The sequence below is a fragment of the Streptomyces sp. NPDC028419 genome (genome assembly GCF_055565515.1).
Map to the genome: position 1 here is coordinate 1 of NZ_JBVHUE010000021.1, position 13,732 is coordinate 13,732.

Genomic DNA, 13,732 nt, shown 5'->3' on the forward strand with positions numbered 1-13,732 from the left:
TCCTCGACCGTCCGCGCCTGACCCTTCTCATCGATCGTCAACGCGATCAACGCCGCACCGTGCTCCTGCGCCAACCGCGTCACCTGCGCGAACCGAGACTCGGGCCCGTCACCATCCTCGTAGTTCACCGAGTTGATCACCGCGCGCCCACCCAGACGCTCCAACCCCGCCTTGATCACCGCGACCTCGGTCGAGTCCAACACGATCGGCAACGTCGAAGCCGTCGCGAAACGCCCCGCCAACTCGTCCATGTCCGCGACACCATCACGACCCACGTAGTCCACACACAGGTCCAACATGTGCGCACCCTCACGGATCTGGTCCCGGACCATCTCCACACAGTCGTCCCAACGCGCCTCCAACATCGCGTCCCGGAACTTCTTCGACCCGTTCGCGTTCGTCCGCTCACCGATCGCCATGAACGCCAGATCCTGACGGAACGGAACCGTCTGGTAGAGGGACGAGGCGCCCGGCTCGGGGGCGGGTTCCCGCCCGATGACCGCCGCGCCGCGGACCCGCTCGACGACCTGGCGCAGGTGCTCGGGCGTCGTGCCGCAGCAGCCGCCGACGAGCGAAAGTCCGTACTCGCGGATGAACGATTCCTGGGCGTCGGCCAGCTCCACGGCCGACAGCGGGTAGTGGGCGCCGTCCTTGGTCAGGACGGGCAGGCCGGCATTGGGCATGCAGGAGATCGGGATGCGCGAGTTCCGGGCGAGGTAGCGCAGGTGCTCGCTCATCTCCGCCGGACCCGTCGCGCAGTTCAAACCGATCATGTCGATGCCCAACGGCTCCAACGAGGTCAGCGCCGCGCCGATCTCCGAGCCCAGCAGCATCGTCCCGGTCGTCTCCACCGTCACCGAACAGATCAACGGAACCGAGACGCCCAACGCCTCCATCGCCCGCCGCGCACCGATGATCGAGGACTTCGTCTGGAGCAGGTCCTGCGTCGTCTCCACCAACAACGCGTCCGCGCCGCCACTCAGCAGGCCCTCCGCGTTGACCTGGTAGGCGTCCCGGATGGTGGAGTAGCGGATGTGCCCGAGGGTGGGCAGCTTGGTGCCGGGGCCCATCGAGCCCAGCACCCAGCGCTGCTGACCGGTCGAGGCCGTGAACTCGTCCGCGACCTCGCGCGCGATCCGCGCACCCGCCTCCGAGAGCTCGAAGTTGCGCTCCGGGATGTCGTACTCCACCAGCGCGGCGTGATTCGCACCGAAGGTGTTCGTCTCCACGCAGTCCACGCCCACCGCGAAGTAGGCCTCGTGGACCGTGCGCACGATGTCGGGGCGCGTCACGTTCAGGACCTCGTTGCAGCCCTCCAGCTGCTCGAAGTCCTCCATCGTCGGGTCCTGGGCCTGGAGCATCGTCCCCATGGCTCCGTCGGCGACCACCACGCGGGTGGCCAGTGCCTGTCGGAGGGCGTTCGCCCGCTCCTGCGCGTCGGTCGTCATGTCAGCCGTCCCAGTCGGGGTGCGAGCAGCTCGGCCGAGCGGTCCCCGTACACCGCGCGGACGGTGGCGAGGAGGGCCTCGGGCTGGATCTCGTACGACTGCGAGCCCACGGCGGCGAGGACGAGGGCGGACATCGCACAGCCCAGCTGCGCCGCGGTCTCCAGCGGCAGCTGCCAGCTGACCGCGGCCAGGAAGCCGGAGCGGAAGGCGTCGCCGACGCCGGTGGGGTCCTCGGGGGTGATGCCGGGGACGGCGCGCACCGTGATCGTCGGGTCGCCCTTGCGGTCGATGCGCACGCCCTGGGCGCCCAGGGTGGTGACCCAGGTGCCGACCCGGTCGAGGACGTCGGTGTGGCTCCACTCGGCGCGTTCGCGCAGCAGGGCGGACTCGTACTCGTTGGTGAACAGCCAGGCCGCGCCGTCCACCAGGGTGCGCACCTGCGCGCCGGAGAGCCGGGCGAGCTGCTGGGAGGGGTCGGCGGCGAAGGGGATGCCCAGGGCTCGGGCCTGGTCGGTGTGGTGGACCATCGCCGCCGGGTCGTTCGGGGAGACGAGGACCAGGTCGAGGGGGGCCTGGGCGTGCAGGGGGCGCAGGTCGATCCGGTCGGCCTCGGCCATGGCGCCCGCGTAGAACGAGGCGATCTGGTTCGAGTCCTGGTCGGTCATGCACATGAAGCGGGCGGTCTGGCGGTCGTCGGAGACGTACACCGCGCCGGTGTCGACTCCGTGTTCCTTGAGCCAGACCTCGTACTCGGCGAAGTCGGCGCCGACGGCGCCCGCGAGGAGCGGGCCGAGGCCCAGCCCGCCGAGCCCGTAGGAGATGTTGGCCGCCACTCCGCCCCGCCGGACTTCCAGCGTGTCGACGAGGAAGGACAACGAGACGTGTTCCAGCTGGTCGGGGAGCAGCTGGTCGACGAACCGGCCCGGGAAGGCCATGAGGTGATCTGTGGCGATGGATCCGGTCACCGCGATACGCACGTGGACTCCTGTGAGCTGATCTCGATGTCGGCGGGGCGGGAGGGGGAGGGGGAGGAACCGGGGCTAGGGGCGGGGGCGGACGCCCGCTCAGACGCCGGCGGCGGCCTTCAGGGCGTCGGCGCGGTCGGTGCGCTCCCAGGTGAAGTCGGGGAGTTCGCGGCCGAAGTGGCCGTAGGCGGCGGTCTGCGCGTAGATCGGGCGCAGCAGGTCGAGGTCGCGGATGATCGCGGCCGGGCGCAGGTCGAAGACCTGGGAGATGGCCTCTTCGATGCGGTCGGTGGGCACGGTGTGGGTGCCGAAGGTCTCGACGAAGAGGCCGACGGGCTCCGCCTTGCCGATCGCGTACGCGACCTGGACCTCGCAGCGGGTCGCGAGACCGGCGGCGACGACGTTCTTCGCGACCCAGCGCATCGCGTAGGCGGCGCTGCGGTCGACCTTGGACGGGTCCTTGCCGGAGAAGGCGCCGCCACCGTGACGGGCCATGCCGCCGTAGGTGTCGATGATGATCTTGCGGCCGGTGAGGCCGGCGTCGCCCATCGGGCCGCCGATCTCGAAGCGCCCGGTCGGGTTGACCAGCAGGCGGTAGCCCTCGGTGTCCAGCTTGATGCCGTCCTCGGCGAGCTGCCTCAGGACGTGCTCGACGACGATCTCGCGGATGTCCGGGGTGAGCAGCGCGTCGAGGTCGATGTCGGCGGCGTGCTGGGTGGAGACGACGACGGTGTCGAGGCGGACGGCCTTGTCGCCGTCGTACTCGATGGTGACCTGGGTCTTGCCGTCGGGACGCAGGTAGGGGATCGCGCCGTTCTTGCGGACCTCGGACAGGCGACGCGAGAGCTTGTGCGCGAGGTGGATCGGCAGCGGCATCAGCTCGGGGGTCTCGTCGCAGGCGTAGCCGAACATCAGGCCCTGGTCGCCCGCGCCCTGCTTGTCCAGCTCGTCGCCCCCGTCGCCCGTTCCGGCGCCCTCGACCCGGCTCTCGTACGCCGTGTCCACGCCCTGCGCGATGTCCGGGGACTGCGCGCCGATGGAGACCGAGACACCGCAGGAGGCGCCGTCGAAGCCCTTGCCGGAGGAGTCGTAGCCGATCTCCAGGATCTTCGCGCGGACGATGGCCGCGATCGGCGCGTACGCCTGGGTCGTCACCTCACCGGCTATGTGGACCAGGCCCGTGGTGATCAGCGTCTCGACGGCCACGCGGGAGGTGGGGTCCTCCGTGAGCAGGGCGTCGAGGATCGCGTCGCTGATCTGGTCGGCGATCTTGTCGGGGTGGCCCTCGGTGACGGACTCCGAGGTGAACAGACGGCGGGACATGTCACTCCTGGTGGATGGTCGGGTACGGACGATCGTCGGGTGCGGGAGGCGGTCGGTCGGGGGGCGGTGGCGGGTCGGCGGGTCGGCGGGTCGGCTGAGAGATGTCCCCGATCGATCTTGTGCCATGGGCGAAGGGGGAGCGAGCCGCGCCCGGATACCCCCGACACGTTCGTGACATCAGAATCTGACGGTCCGTCAGGAAGGTGTCGGCCGATCCGGGCTCAGAGGGTGCGGATCGCGGACTCGGCGTGCCGCTTGGCCAGTTCGAGGACGGCCGTGCTCTCGCGGCCCAGCGTCGCGCGTACGTGCGCGCGCGCCCGGGCCAGATCGGCCCCCGGCCCGAGCACCTGCTCGACGTCGGCCGCGCGCAGCAGCACGCTGTGGTGGGAGATCGCCGTCACGCCCCTTTCGTCGGGCAGCACGGACCACTCCCCGGTGTGCGCCTCGATCAGCGGCGGTGTCCTCGTCTGCTTGTGGACGATGCGGGCGGCGTGCGGGAAGCAGATCCGTACGGACTCGGTGTCCCGCGGCGGACCGCCGCCCTCGGCCAGGGTCTCCATCCGCACGCGCTGCACCCCCGGGACGTCCTCGCGGACCTCCGCGCGGGTGACATGCGGGACCCGGCCGGGCCAGTCGGCCACCCCGTAGAGGTAGTCGTAGACCAGCTCGGCCGGGCCGTGCACCCGGACGGAGTCCTCGAAGCCGAGCGTCAGTGCGTCGATTTCGCGCCACCGCTCGGCGTTCTCCTTGAGCTGTTCCAGCTCGGCCCGGCTGTTGCTGTCGGTCGCGAGCAGCAGCCACGCGACATCCCCGGGCGGGCCGGCGGCCACGGTGAACTCGTGCTCCAGGCGCAGCCGGCTGCGCCCGGTGCCGCGGGGTTCGACCGTCCAGGTCCCGGTCAAGGTGACCGAGGGTGTGGCGGGGAGTTCCTGGAGGAAGTCGATGCGGGTGCGCGCGCTGTCCAGGGTGCGGTGCGAGAGCGCGGACCTGATGCTCCCGTTGGCGGTGAACCACATCCTGAACCGGTCGAGCACCCCGTCGAAATCGAGCCGCTCGACATGGATGCTCGACGCCGCGATCAACGGCCACTGCGTGGTGTCCGCGATCAGCCCGTAGACCACCCCGGCCGGCGCGGACACGTCGATCTCGTACGACGCGCGGTGCACTCGCTCACCCGACATCGGCTCAGCCTCCCTGACCTGTGGCCCCGACCCTCCTCCCCGGCGCCGGAGAGCCACCGGAAGTGCGCTCGAGGACGGGTCCGGGCGGCGCGGGGCGGCGCGGGGGTCGGGTGGCCGGATCCCGCGGGTGCCCGTGCCGGCGCCCCCGCCCACGACCCCAGCCCCCGCCCCGGCGCTCACTCGTGACCCGACCCGTCCCCCGACCCTTGGCCCCGCTGCTCGATCCGGGTGGTCACGGCCGCGGCCAGGGTCGCGATCGTGGGGGTCTCGTAGATCTGGCGCAGCCGGAGCTCGACGCCGTAGGTGCGGGAGAGCTGGCGGAGCATGTGGTGGGCGGCGAGTGAATCGCCGCCCAGCTCGAAGAAGTTGGCTTCCAACGGAGGGTCGGTGATCTTGAGGAGGGTCGCCCAGACTGCGCGCACCTCGTCCAGGACGGTGCGTACGCCGTCGTGGGGTGTGAGGAACGTGAGCGAGGTGGTCATGGTGATCTCCTTGCGAGAACGTACGGACGCATGCGTAGTCATGGGGGACACGGCTGGACATGGTCTGTGCTCGTCACTCTCGCGGCCCGCGCTCGTCCGGCCCTTGAGAGGGCGTCGAGTCGGACTGCGGTGGCGGCGGCCCGGAGTAAATGGCCTAGCGCACGCGGAAGTTGGCCATCATGCCCATCGCCGAGTGGTCCAGCAGGTGGCAGTGGTAGACGTACGTCCCCCGGTACGAGGCGAAGGTCGCGTGCAGCTTGACCGTCTCCCCCGGGAACAGTCGGACGGTGTCCTTCAGCCCCGCCTCCGCCGGTCCGGCCGGGGCGCCGCCCCGCTCCAGCACCCGGAACTGGACCAGGTGCATGTGGAAGTTGTGCGGGATCAGCTTGTTGGCGTTGGTGACCGTCCAGACCTCCGAGGAGCCGTAGGTGACCGTCTGGTCGATGCGGTTCGGGTCGTAGGCCTGGCCGTCCATGAACCCCCGCGGTTCCTGGCGCCCGTCCTCGTCCATGCTGAGCACGATGGTGCGCTGCACCGCGGGCTTCGGCAGCGCCGCCACCGCGGGCAGGGTGCGCAGGGTGTCCGGCACCCGGCTCTGGTCGGCGGCCGTGCGCACGACGTCGAAGCGCAGCACCTTGCCGACCTGGTCGGGGGTGCCCGGGCCCAGGGTGTTCTCCAGGACGATCTTCGTGCCGACCGGGTAGCGGGAGAAGTCGATGACCACGTCCGCGCGCTCCGCCGGGGAGAGCCCGATGGTGTCGGTCGGGAAGGGGTGTTCCAGCAGCCCGCCGTCCGAGCCGATCTGGATCATCTGGCCGCCGTCCGACAGCTTGAGCTGGAAGAAGCGCATGTTGGAGGAGTTCAGCAGCCGGAAGCGGTACTTGCGGGCCGCGACCTCGACGTACGGGCTGGGGCGGCCGTTGGCGAGGATGGTGGTGCGGCCGAAGGCGTCGTCCATGACGTAGACGAGCTGGCCGTACTCGTCGAAGTGCGCGTCCCGCAGCGCGATGGGTATCTCGTACTGCCCCGACGGCAGCGGCAGCGCGCGTTCCGTCTCGTCCGAGAGCAGGTAGGAGCCGGACAGGCCGCGGTAGACGTGCTCCGACTCCATGTGGTGGGCGTGGTCGTGGAACCAGAGCGGGGCGGCCGGCTGCTGGTTCGGGTAGGTGTACGTGCGCGAGGTGCCGGGCGCGAAGGTGTCCATCGGGGAGCCGTCGTTGTCCTGGGTGACCGACCCGCCGTGCAGGTGGACGGCGACCGGCATGCCGAGCGTGTTGCGGTGGCGGACCACCACCTTGCGGCCGCTGCGCGCGCGCAGCACCGGTCCGGGGAAGCAGCCGTCGTAGGTCAGGACCTTGGCCATGCCGCCGGGCAGGATCTCCCGTGACACCTCCTTGATCGTGACGGCGTAGGTGTCCTGCCCGCCCGCGGTGGAGACCGGGGTCAGCACCGGCAGGATCGGCATCCGCACCGAGAAGGGCGGCGGCACCGGCACCGCGACCGGTCGGGGCGCCACGCCCGGCGCCGCGTCGGCGGCCTGGGCGGTACGGGCGTCGAGCATCGGCGTCAGCGCGCCGCCGGTGATCAGTCCGGCACCGGCCGCGGCCAGGGCGCCGCCGAGCACGCTGCGTCTGGTGACCATGCGATGTCCTCCTGGAAGGGGTGGGCGGGAACGGCGCCCGCTGCCGCGTACGGGGGTCGCACACGGCTTCGGCACGGGTGTCGCGCGGCGAGTGCACCAGACGCCTCTCGCACATCGCTGGAGCCCAGGTGGTGTGCGGCCGTCCGGCGTTGCGCGGGGCTTGCGTGGGCTCCGTATATCTGCTCGTGCGTACGTCGGACCGCGTACGCACCACTCGTGCCGCAGAGCGCGGCCACCGGGGGAGGCTCACCGTGGACCTGAACGACCTGCACGATCTGCGCGACTGGCTGCCGCGCGCCCTCGGGGTCGCCGAGCGGTGGGGCGGCCAGTTCGGACCGTACGAGACGCACGGCGCGCACCGCGTCGACCCCGACGCCTTCGACGGGGCCTTCGAGCGGCTCGCCAAGCGGATGGACCACAACTATCCCTTCTTCCACCCGCGTTACGCCGGACAGATGGTCAAGCCCCCGCACCCGGCGGCCGTCGTCGGCTACCTGACCGCGATGCTGTTCAACCCCAACAACCACGCCGCCGAGGGCGGGCCCGCGACGACCGAGATGGAACGCGAGGCAGTCGCCTCCCTCGCCGCCATGTTCGGCTTCGACGCGCACGTCGGGCACCTGACCACCAGCGGCACCATGGCCAACCTCGAAGCGCTGTACGTGGCGCGGCAGTTGCACCCGGACAAGGGGATCGCGTACAGCAGCGAATGCCACTACACCCACGAGCGGATGTGCCACGTCCTGGGCGTCGAGGGCCACCGGATCCCGGTCGACGGGCACGGGCGGATCGACCTGGACGCGCTGGAGGACGCCCTGCGCACCGGGCGGATCGGCACGGTCGTCGTCACCACCGGGACCACCGGGCTCGGCACGGTGGACCCGGTCCACGAGGTGGTCGCGATCGCCCGCCGGTACGGGGTGCGCGTCCACGTGGACGCGGCCTACGGCGGCTTCTACGCGATCCTGGGCCGGGCGGGGGCCGAGGGCTTCGACCCGCGGCCCTGGCGGGCCGTCGCGGAGTGCGACTCGGTGGTCGTGGACCCGCACAAGCACGGTCTCCAGCCCTACGGCTGTGGGGCGGTGCTCTTCCCGGACCCGCGCGCCGGACGGCACTTCGCCCACGACTCCCCGTACACCTACTTCACCGACGCCGATCTGCACCTCGGCGAGATCAGCCTGGAGTGCTCCCGGGCGGGCGCCGCGGCGTCCGCGCTGTGGCTGACCCTGGAGCTGCTCCCGCTCACCCCCGACGGCTTCGGTGCGATCCTCGCCGCGAACCGGCGGGCCGCGCTGCGCTGGGCCGACCTGATCGCCGACTCGGCGGACCTGGAGCTGTACCAGCGCCCCGACCTCGACATCGTCACCTACTTCCCGGCGACGGCGGACGGATCGCTGTCCGCGATCGACGCCGCCTCGGACCGGCTGCTGCGCGACGGCATGACGGCGGAGGCCGACCCGGTCTTCCTGAGCGTGCTGCGCGCCGACGCCGACGCGTTCGTACGGCGCCACCCGGGCGCGATCCGCGACGCGGACGCGGCGCGCATCGTGCGCAGCGTCCTGATCAAACCCGAGTCCGAGCTCTACCTCCCGACCCTGCACGCCCGCGTGGCGGCCCTGGCCGCGCACGGACGCGCCACCCTCTGACCGGAGGACCCGACCATGACCACGTCCACGTCCACGACCCTGTCGCCCGATCCTTCCTCAGCCCCCGTCGCACCCCTGCCCATGGGGCGCGCGGCGGTCACGCACCTCTCGGCCCTCCTCGCCGCCGCCTTCCACCAGGACGCCCTGGCCCGGTGGATGGTCCCCGACGAGCAGGAGCGCGCGGAGCGGCTCCCCGGGTTCTTCCGGGCGTTCGTCGAGCTGTCCGCCGCCCACGGCGGGGTGTTCACCAGCCCGGACGGCGACGCCGTCCTGCTCTTCCTGCCGCCGGGCGCCGTACCGGACGAGGCGCGGCTGGCGGAGGCCGCCGCGGCCCTGGGGCCGTACGCCCCGGCCCTGCACACCATCGCGGCGCTCCAGGACGAACGCCACCCGCACGGCCCGCCGCACTACTACATCTCCTTCGCCGGGGTCCGCGCGGACCGCCAGCGGGACGGCCTGGTCTCCGCGCTGGTGAGCAGGGTGACCGCCCGGGCGGACGCCGACGGCGCCGGCGTGTACACGGAGGCCAGCTCGCCCGGCGGCGAGGCGGCGAGCCGGCGCGGCGGCTTCGAGCGGGTGGGCCCGGAGATCGCCCTGCCCGGGGACGGACCCGTCCTGCGGCCGATGTGGAGGGACGCGCGATGAGGGGCGACGACCTGATCATGTCGTGGACCTCGGGCGAGGTCGCCCGGGGCGAGGTGCCGGCGGAACACGTCGGCCCGCTGCTGCAAGTGCTGATGTGGAGCCGGGAGTTCCTGGTCTCCAGCCATCCCGAACTGGGCCGCTCCGGCCCGGTGTGTCCGTACACCGCGCCGGCGCTGCGCAAGGACCTCTTCCACCTGGCGATGCCGTCGGCGGAATGCGACGACCTCGCCTCGGCGGTGGACTCCCTGCGCACCCGGCACGCGGCCCTCTCCGAGGGGCTCTCCCCCGAGGACCGCGAGCTGCTCACGATCCTCCTCGTCCTGCCGGGCTTCGACCCGACGGACTCGGTGGAGTTGGACGAGCTCCAGCGCAAGGCGAAGGACGAGTTCGTCGCGGAGGGCCTGATGATCGGCCAGTTCCACCCGGTCTGCGAGGAGCCCGGCCTCTACAACGAGTCCTTCCGCCCCCTGCGCTCCCCGCTCCCCCTCCTGGCCGTGCGCAAGCTCCTGGTCTTCGACCTGCCGTTCCTGGTCGGCGACGACCTCCACATGGACCACTACCTCCAGCGCTTCGCCCCGGCCATCCCCTCCCGCGTCCGCGACCAACTGGTCAGCCGCGTGGTGGCGGCCTGACCCGAGGCCCTACCCCGCGCCGATGCCCCCCACCTCCGCCGGACGGTGGGGGGCATCGGCGTGAGCCGGCTACCGGGGTCGGTCCTCCCGCGGGTGTGGACGGCACCGTTCGGGTGATGGTGCGGGCCGTGGAGGGAACCCGGTTCGGCGGGGCCTGTAGCTTCGCCGGGACGGAGGAGAGGAGTACCGCGCCATGAGTACAGCACCGGTGGGCGACGGCCGGGGGGCCGCCGACTACAGCGGGGTGGACCCGGAGCAGGCGCTGAAGTTCGCCGTTCAGCACATCAAGGGTGATCGCGCGGAGATCATCGAGGGGGTCATCGACACCATGTCGCCGTCTTGGGACCAGGAAGCCGCGGCAGAGATCATCCGTGACCAGATCAAGCCGCGCGTACGTGACTTGGGATGCGTCACGGGCTCCGGAAACCTCGATCTACCCAAGTCCCAGAACTGGTACGTGCCCGACATCGCCGTGGTGCCGGTCGAGCTGGCCAAGGGCGGCGGGGCGTTGGTGCCCGATCAGACCCTGCTCGTCGTGGAGGTGACCTCGGAGTCGAACGCCGAGACCGACCGTGTGGTCAAGCGCAGGCGGTACGCCGAGTACGGGGCTCCGCTGTACCTGCTCGTCGACCGGGTCGAGCGGAGCGTCAGCGTGTTCTCCGAGCCCGGCCCGCTCGGCTACACCCGCGCGGACGGGCCGCACCCCTTCGGGGTCCCGGTGCGGCTGCCCGAGCCCTTCGGGATCGTGCTCGACACGTCCGGGCTCTAGCTCTAGGCGCCCTCGTCACTCGGGCAGCGCCGCCGTGAGGTCGACCTCGATCAGCTGGCCGGTGAAGCCGAGTTGGGCCACGCCGAGCAGGGTGCTCGCGGTGGTGAAGGCGGGGCCGATCGGAGAGGCGTTGAGCCGTCGCCAGGCGGCGCCCAGGGCCGTCACCTCGTCGCTGACCACGTAGATCACCGAGCGGACGACGTGGTCCGGCCGGGCGCCGACCGCGCTCAGCGCGGCCAGGGCGTTGGCCGCCACCTGGTCGATCTGCGCGTCGAGGTCACCCGGACCCACCAGCGCACCGGAGCGGTCGAGCGGGACCTGCCCGGCCAGGTGCGCCGTGCGGCCCGCCTCCACCACCGTGATGTGGTGGTACCCCGGGGTCGGGTGGAGCTCATCGGGATTGACGCGCGTGATCTCGGATGCCATGCGGGCGAGTCTGGCCGTCCGGCCGACACCGCGCACCCGGTTTTCGTCCGACCGGAACGCCGTTGCCCACGGCGGTGGTGATCGCTAGGGTCGGGCGGGTGACTGCCGGGTCGGCCTTGGGCCACGCACGAGTGGGGTTCCCGGCCTCGGAGTGATCCCGGGGCGGGGCAGGGCGCCGCCGTTCCCTCCGCGTCTTCCTGTGCCCTTCCCAGTCATTCCCGGACCCGGAGAAAACCCCCGCCCATGCAGAACGCACCGCAGCACCCGCACGCGCCGAGCACGAACGTCGTCCGGCTCGACCACACCGTCGTCCACGCCCGGGACCGGCGGTTGTCGGCCGAGTTCCTCGCCGTGGTCCTGGGGCTGGCGGTGGGAGCGCCCTTCGGGCCGTTCCTCCCCGTCGACCTCGGCAACGGCGTCACGCTGGACTACTACGAGATGCGGGACGAGCCGATCCAGCCCCAGCACTACGCCTTCCTCGTGCCCGAGGAGCGGTTCGACGACGTGATCGCCCGCCTCGACGCGATCGACGTCGCCCACTACGCCGATCCGCACCACCGCGAACCCGGCCGGATCAACCGGCTGTTCGGCGGTCGGGGCGCGTACTTCGCCGACCCCGACGGCCACAACCTGGAGGTCATGACCCGGCCCTACGCCCGCCCGGGGCGGTAGGCCCGGCGGGCGCCCGCCCACCCCCACGGGCGAGCGGGCCGTGGAGGATCTTGTGTTCGATACAGTTCCGCCTGGGCCGGGTGGGCGCCTTAGGGCGTGTTTCGAAAACGACCGGGGAGGAACCGAGTTGGACACCGTCTTTCAGCCGCTGGAGGGCGACGACCCGCGGTCCGTGGCCGGATACCGCATCGCGGCCAGGCTCGGCGCCGGCGGCATGGGCAAGGTGTACCTCTCGTACACGCCGGGCGGACGGCCCGTCGCGATCAAGGTGATCCGGCCGGAGTTCGGCGAGGACGCCGAGTTCCGCCGCCGCTTCCAGCAGGAGGTGCGGGCCGCCGAGCGCGTGCAGGGGCTCTACACCGCGCCGGTGATCGACTCCGACACCGAGGGCCGCCGCCCCTGGCTCGCCACGGCCTACGTCCCCGGGCCCTCCCTGGCCGACGCCGTGCAGCGGCACGGCGGGCTGCCCGTGCCCACCGTGTTGCTCCTGGTCGCGGGCGTCGCCGAGGCCCTGCAGGTCATCCACGGGGCCGGCATCGTCCACCGCGACCTCAAGCCGTCCAACGTCCTGCTCGCGGGCGACGGGCCCCGCGTCATCGACTTCGGCATCGCTCGGGCCGCCGACGCGACCGCCCTGACCGGTAGCGGCGTCACCATCGGCACCCCGACCTTCATGGCGCCCGAACAGGCCGCGGGCGGTGCGATCGCCCCCGCCACCGACATCTTCGCGCTCGGCCAGGTCGCGGTGTACGCGGCGACCGGCCTGCCCGCCTTCGGCGAGGGCACCTCGCACGGGGTGCTCTACCGCATCGTCCACGAGCAGCCCGACCTCGACCGACTCCCTCCCCAGCTGCGGGAGTTGGCGGCTCGCTGCCTCGCCAAGGACCCGGCGACCAGGCCCTCGGTCGACGAGGTCCTCGCGCTGTGCCGGGCCGCCAACGACGGCGCGCCGCTGCGCCGTCCCGAAGCCTGGCTGCCCGGCGCGGTCGCCGCCGACATCACGCGGCGCGCGGCGGCGCCCGCACCGCCCGAGGTGACCCGGGTCCCGGCGGCACCGGCGCCGCCCGGCCGCGCGCCGACGGTGACCGCCGCGCCCGCCTCGCCCGCCGCGCCGCCCGCCGTCCAGGGCGCGTACGGACCGCCGACGCCGCCCCCGCCGGGCCCCTACGCCCGGCCGTCGATGCCACCGGGCGCCCCGAGCCGACCGTCCGCGGCGGGCCGCACGACCCGTCGGCCGGGCGCGGCCGTGGCGGTCGGGCTCGCCCTGGCGCTGCTCGCCGGCGGTGGCCTGTACGTCGTGAGCCGCAACTCCGGCACGCAGGCACAGGCCACCGGGAAGGGGAAGGGGAACGGGAAGGAGACCTCGTCCACCCCGAAGGCCGCGCGGTCGCCGGCCGGCGCGGCCAAGGCTCCGGAGCCGGTCACGCGCACGGACATCAACCTGCCGGAGAACCACACCCTGAGGTTCGCCGACGCCGAGCTGCGGCCGCAGGACTCGGGCGGCTCCGCCGGCGACCTGCAGTTCGCCGGGCACTCGCTCCCCTACCGCGTGCGCACCCAGGCGGGCAACCACCTCGCGCTGCTCGACCCGGGGCAGGCCGGATCCCTGGAGACCTGCCGCGCCGAGACGCGCTTCGCCGACTACATCCCCCTGGACAAGCTGTCCCCGGGCGCCCAGTTCTGCGTCCTCACCAAGGCGGGTCACATCGGCCTGATCACCTTCCGGGGGCAGACGGCCCACACCGACCCCGCCTTCCACGTCACCCTCGACGCCACCGTCTGGCGCCGGGCGGTCGCCCCCTCGTCGGCCGACTGACCTCGTCCCGCCCTCTCGGCCCATCGGCGTTCGTAGCCGCGGGCGCGGTCCGTTCCCCGGGGCCGTGGACCTGGCCGCCCGCAGG

At 72.3% G+C, this 13,732-nt stretch carries 13 protein-coding genes; 6 read left to right on the top strand and 7 right to left on the bottom strand.

Annotated features, from left to right (window positions below):
• The 6 genes from ACZ4UB_RS23700 to ACZ4UB_RS23725 all read right to left on the bottom strand — a co-directional run.
• Nucleotides 1–1,448: homocysteine S-methyltransferase family protein (locus ACZ4UB_RS23700; protein ID WP_468072877.1), on the bottom strand; the 1,448-nt coding region annotated here is incomplete at its 3' end.
• Nucleotides 1,445–2,425, bottom strand: a complete 981-nt coding sequence (locus ACZ4UB_RS23705; protein WP_468072879.1) for a carbohydrate kinase family protein — start codon at nt 2,423–2,425, stop codon at nt 1,445–1,447. The genes ACZ4UB_RS23705 and ACZ4UB_RS23700, both read right to left, overlap by 4 nt.
• A gap of 87 nt (nt 2,426–2,512) precedes the next feature.
• Nucleotides 2,513–3,736 carry a methionine adenosyltransferase gene (gene metK / locus ACZ4UB_RS23710; RefSeq protein ID WP_468072881.1) on the bottom strand — a complete coding sequence of 408 codons (1,224 nt, stop codon included), beginning with the start codon at nt 3,734–3,736 and terminating at the stop codon, nt 2,513–2,515.
• 221 nt (nt 3,737–3,957) lie between these two features.
• Nucleotides 3,958–4,917 carry an aromatase/cyclase gene (locus tag ACZ4UB_RS23715; RefSeq protein ID WP_468072883.1) on the bottom strand — a complete coding sequence of 320 codons (960 nt, stop codon included), beginning with the start codon at nt 4,915–4,917 and terminating at the stop codon, nt 3,958–3,960.
• Between the two features lie 176 nt (nt 4,918–5,093).
• Nucleotides 5,094–5,399 (bottom strand): acyl carrier protein, encoded by a 306-nt coding sequence (locus tag ACZ4UB_RS23720; RefSeq protein WP_468072885.1) that lies wholly within the window; start codon nt 5,397–5,399, stop codon nt 5,094–5,096.
• Between the two features lie 154 nt (nt 5,400–5,553).
• Entirely contained in the window at nt 5,554–7,041 is a 1,488-nt protein-coding gene (locus ACZ4UB_RS23725) for a multicopper oxidase family protein (protein WP_468072887.1), read from the bottom strand.
• Nucleotides 7,042–7,292: 251 nt separating this feature from the next.
• Here ACZ4UB_RS23725 and ACZ4UB_RS23730 point away from each other — a divergent pair, with 251 nt between their 5' ends.
• The 4 genes from ACZ4UB_RS23730 (at nt 7,293) to ACZ4UB_RS23745 (ending at nt 10,733) form a co-directional block, all read left to right on the top strand.
• Complete coding sequence (locus tag ACZ4UB_RS23730) at nt 7,293–8,687, top strand: pyridoxal phosphate-dependent decarboxylase family protein (RefSeq protein WP_468072889.1); 1,395 nt, start codon at nt 7,293–7,295, stop codon at nt 8,685–8,687.
• Between the two features lie 15 nt (nt 8,688–8,702).
• The gene (locus ACZ4UB_RS23735; RefSeq protein WP_468072891.1) at nt 8,703–9,332 is read left to right on the top strand and encodes a hypothetical protein; all 630 of its coding nucleotides are present in this window, start codon (nt 8,703–8,705) and stop codon (nt 9,330–9,332) included.
• Complete coding sequence (locus tag ACZ4UB_RS23740; protein ID WP_468072893.1) at nt 9,329–9,964, top strand: DUF6875 domain-containing protein; 636 nt, start codon at nt 9,329–9,331, stop codon at nt 9,962–9,964. The genes ACZ4UB_RS23735 and ACZ4UB_RS23740 overlap by 4 nt, the downstream gene beginning before the upstream one ends.
• Before the next feature lie 193 nt (nt 9,965–10,157).
• The gene (locus tag ACZ4UB_RS23745) at nt 10,158–10,733 is read left to right on the top strand and encodes a Uma2 family endonuclease (RefSeq protein ID WP_468072895.1); all 576 of its coding nucleotides are present in this window, start codon (nt 10,158–10,160) and stop codon (nt 10,731–10,733) included.
• Between the two features lie 15 nt (nt 10,734–10,748).
• Here the strand turns inward: ACZ4UB_RS23745 and ACZ4UB_RS23750 are convergent, their stop codons facing one another.
• Entirely contained in the window at nt 10,749–11,159 is a 411-nt protein-coding gene (locus ACZ4UB_RS23750) for a RidA family protein (RefSeq protein WP_468072897.1), read from the bottom strand.
• Between the two features lie 243 nt (nt 11,160–11,402).
• Here ACZ4UB_RS23750 and ACZ4UB_RS23755 point away from each other — a divergent pair, with 243 nt between their 5' ends.
• Nucleotides 11,403–11,831: a VOC family protein gene (locus ACZ4UB_RS23755; RefSeq protein WP_468072899.1), complete on the top strand. Its 429-nt coding sequence runs from the start codon at nt 11,403–11,405 to the stop codon at nt 11,829–11,831.
• Between the two features lie 127 nt (nt 11,832–11,958).
• Complete coding sequence (locus ACZ4UB_RS23760) at nt 11,959–13,647, top strand: serine/threonine-protein kinase (protein WP_468072901.1); 1,689 nt, start codon at nt 11,959–11,961, stop codon at nt 13,645–13,647.
• Nucleotides 13,648–13,732 lie beyond the last annotated feature (85 nt).

Excerpts from the sequence above, each read along its gene's own strand:
- ACZ4UB_RS23720 (WP_468072885.1), bottom strand. The coding sequence starts at position 5,399 with ATGACCACCTCGCTCACGTTCCTCACACCCCACGACGGCGTACGCACC.
- ACZ4UB_RS23740 (WP_468072893.1), top strand. The coding sequence starts at position 9,329 with ATGAGGGGCGACGACCTGATCATGTCGTGGACCTCGGGCGAGGTCGCC.
- ACZ4UB_RS23725 (WP_468072887.1), bottom strand. The coding sequence starts at position 7,041 with ATGGTCACCAGACGCAGCGTGCTCGGCGGCGCCCTGGCCGCGGCCGGT.
- ACZ4UB_RS23755 (WP_468072899.1), top strand. The coding sequence starts at position 11,403 with ATGCAGAACGCACCGCAGCACCCGCACGCGCCGAGCACGAACGTCGTC.
- ACZ4UB_RS23750 (WP_468072897.1), bottom strand. The coding sequence starts at position 11,159 with ATGGCATCCGAGATCACGCGCGTCAATCCCGATGAGCTCCACCCGACC.
- ACZ4UB_RS23715 (WP_468072883.1), bottom strand. The coding sequence starts at position 4,917 with ATGTCGGGTGAGCGAGTGCACCGCGCGTCGTACGAGATCGACGTGTCC.
- ACZ4UB_RS23735 (WP_468072891.1), top strand. The coding sequence starts at position 8,703 with ATGACCACGTCCACGTCCACGACCCTGTCGCCCGATCCTTCCTCAGCC.
- ACZ4UB_RS23745 (WP_468072895.1), top strand. The coding sequence starts at position 10,158 with ATGAGTACAGCACCGGTGGGCGACGGCCGGGGGGCCGCCGACTACAGC.
- metK (WP_468072881.1), bottom strand. The coding sequence starts at position 3,736 with ATGTCCCGCCGTCTGTTCACCTCGGAGTCCGTCACCGAGGGCCACCCC.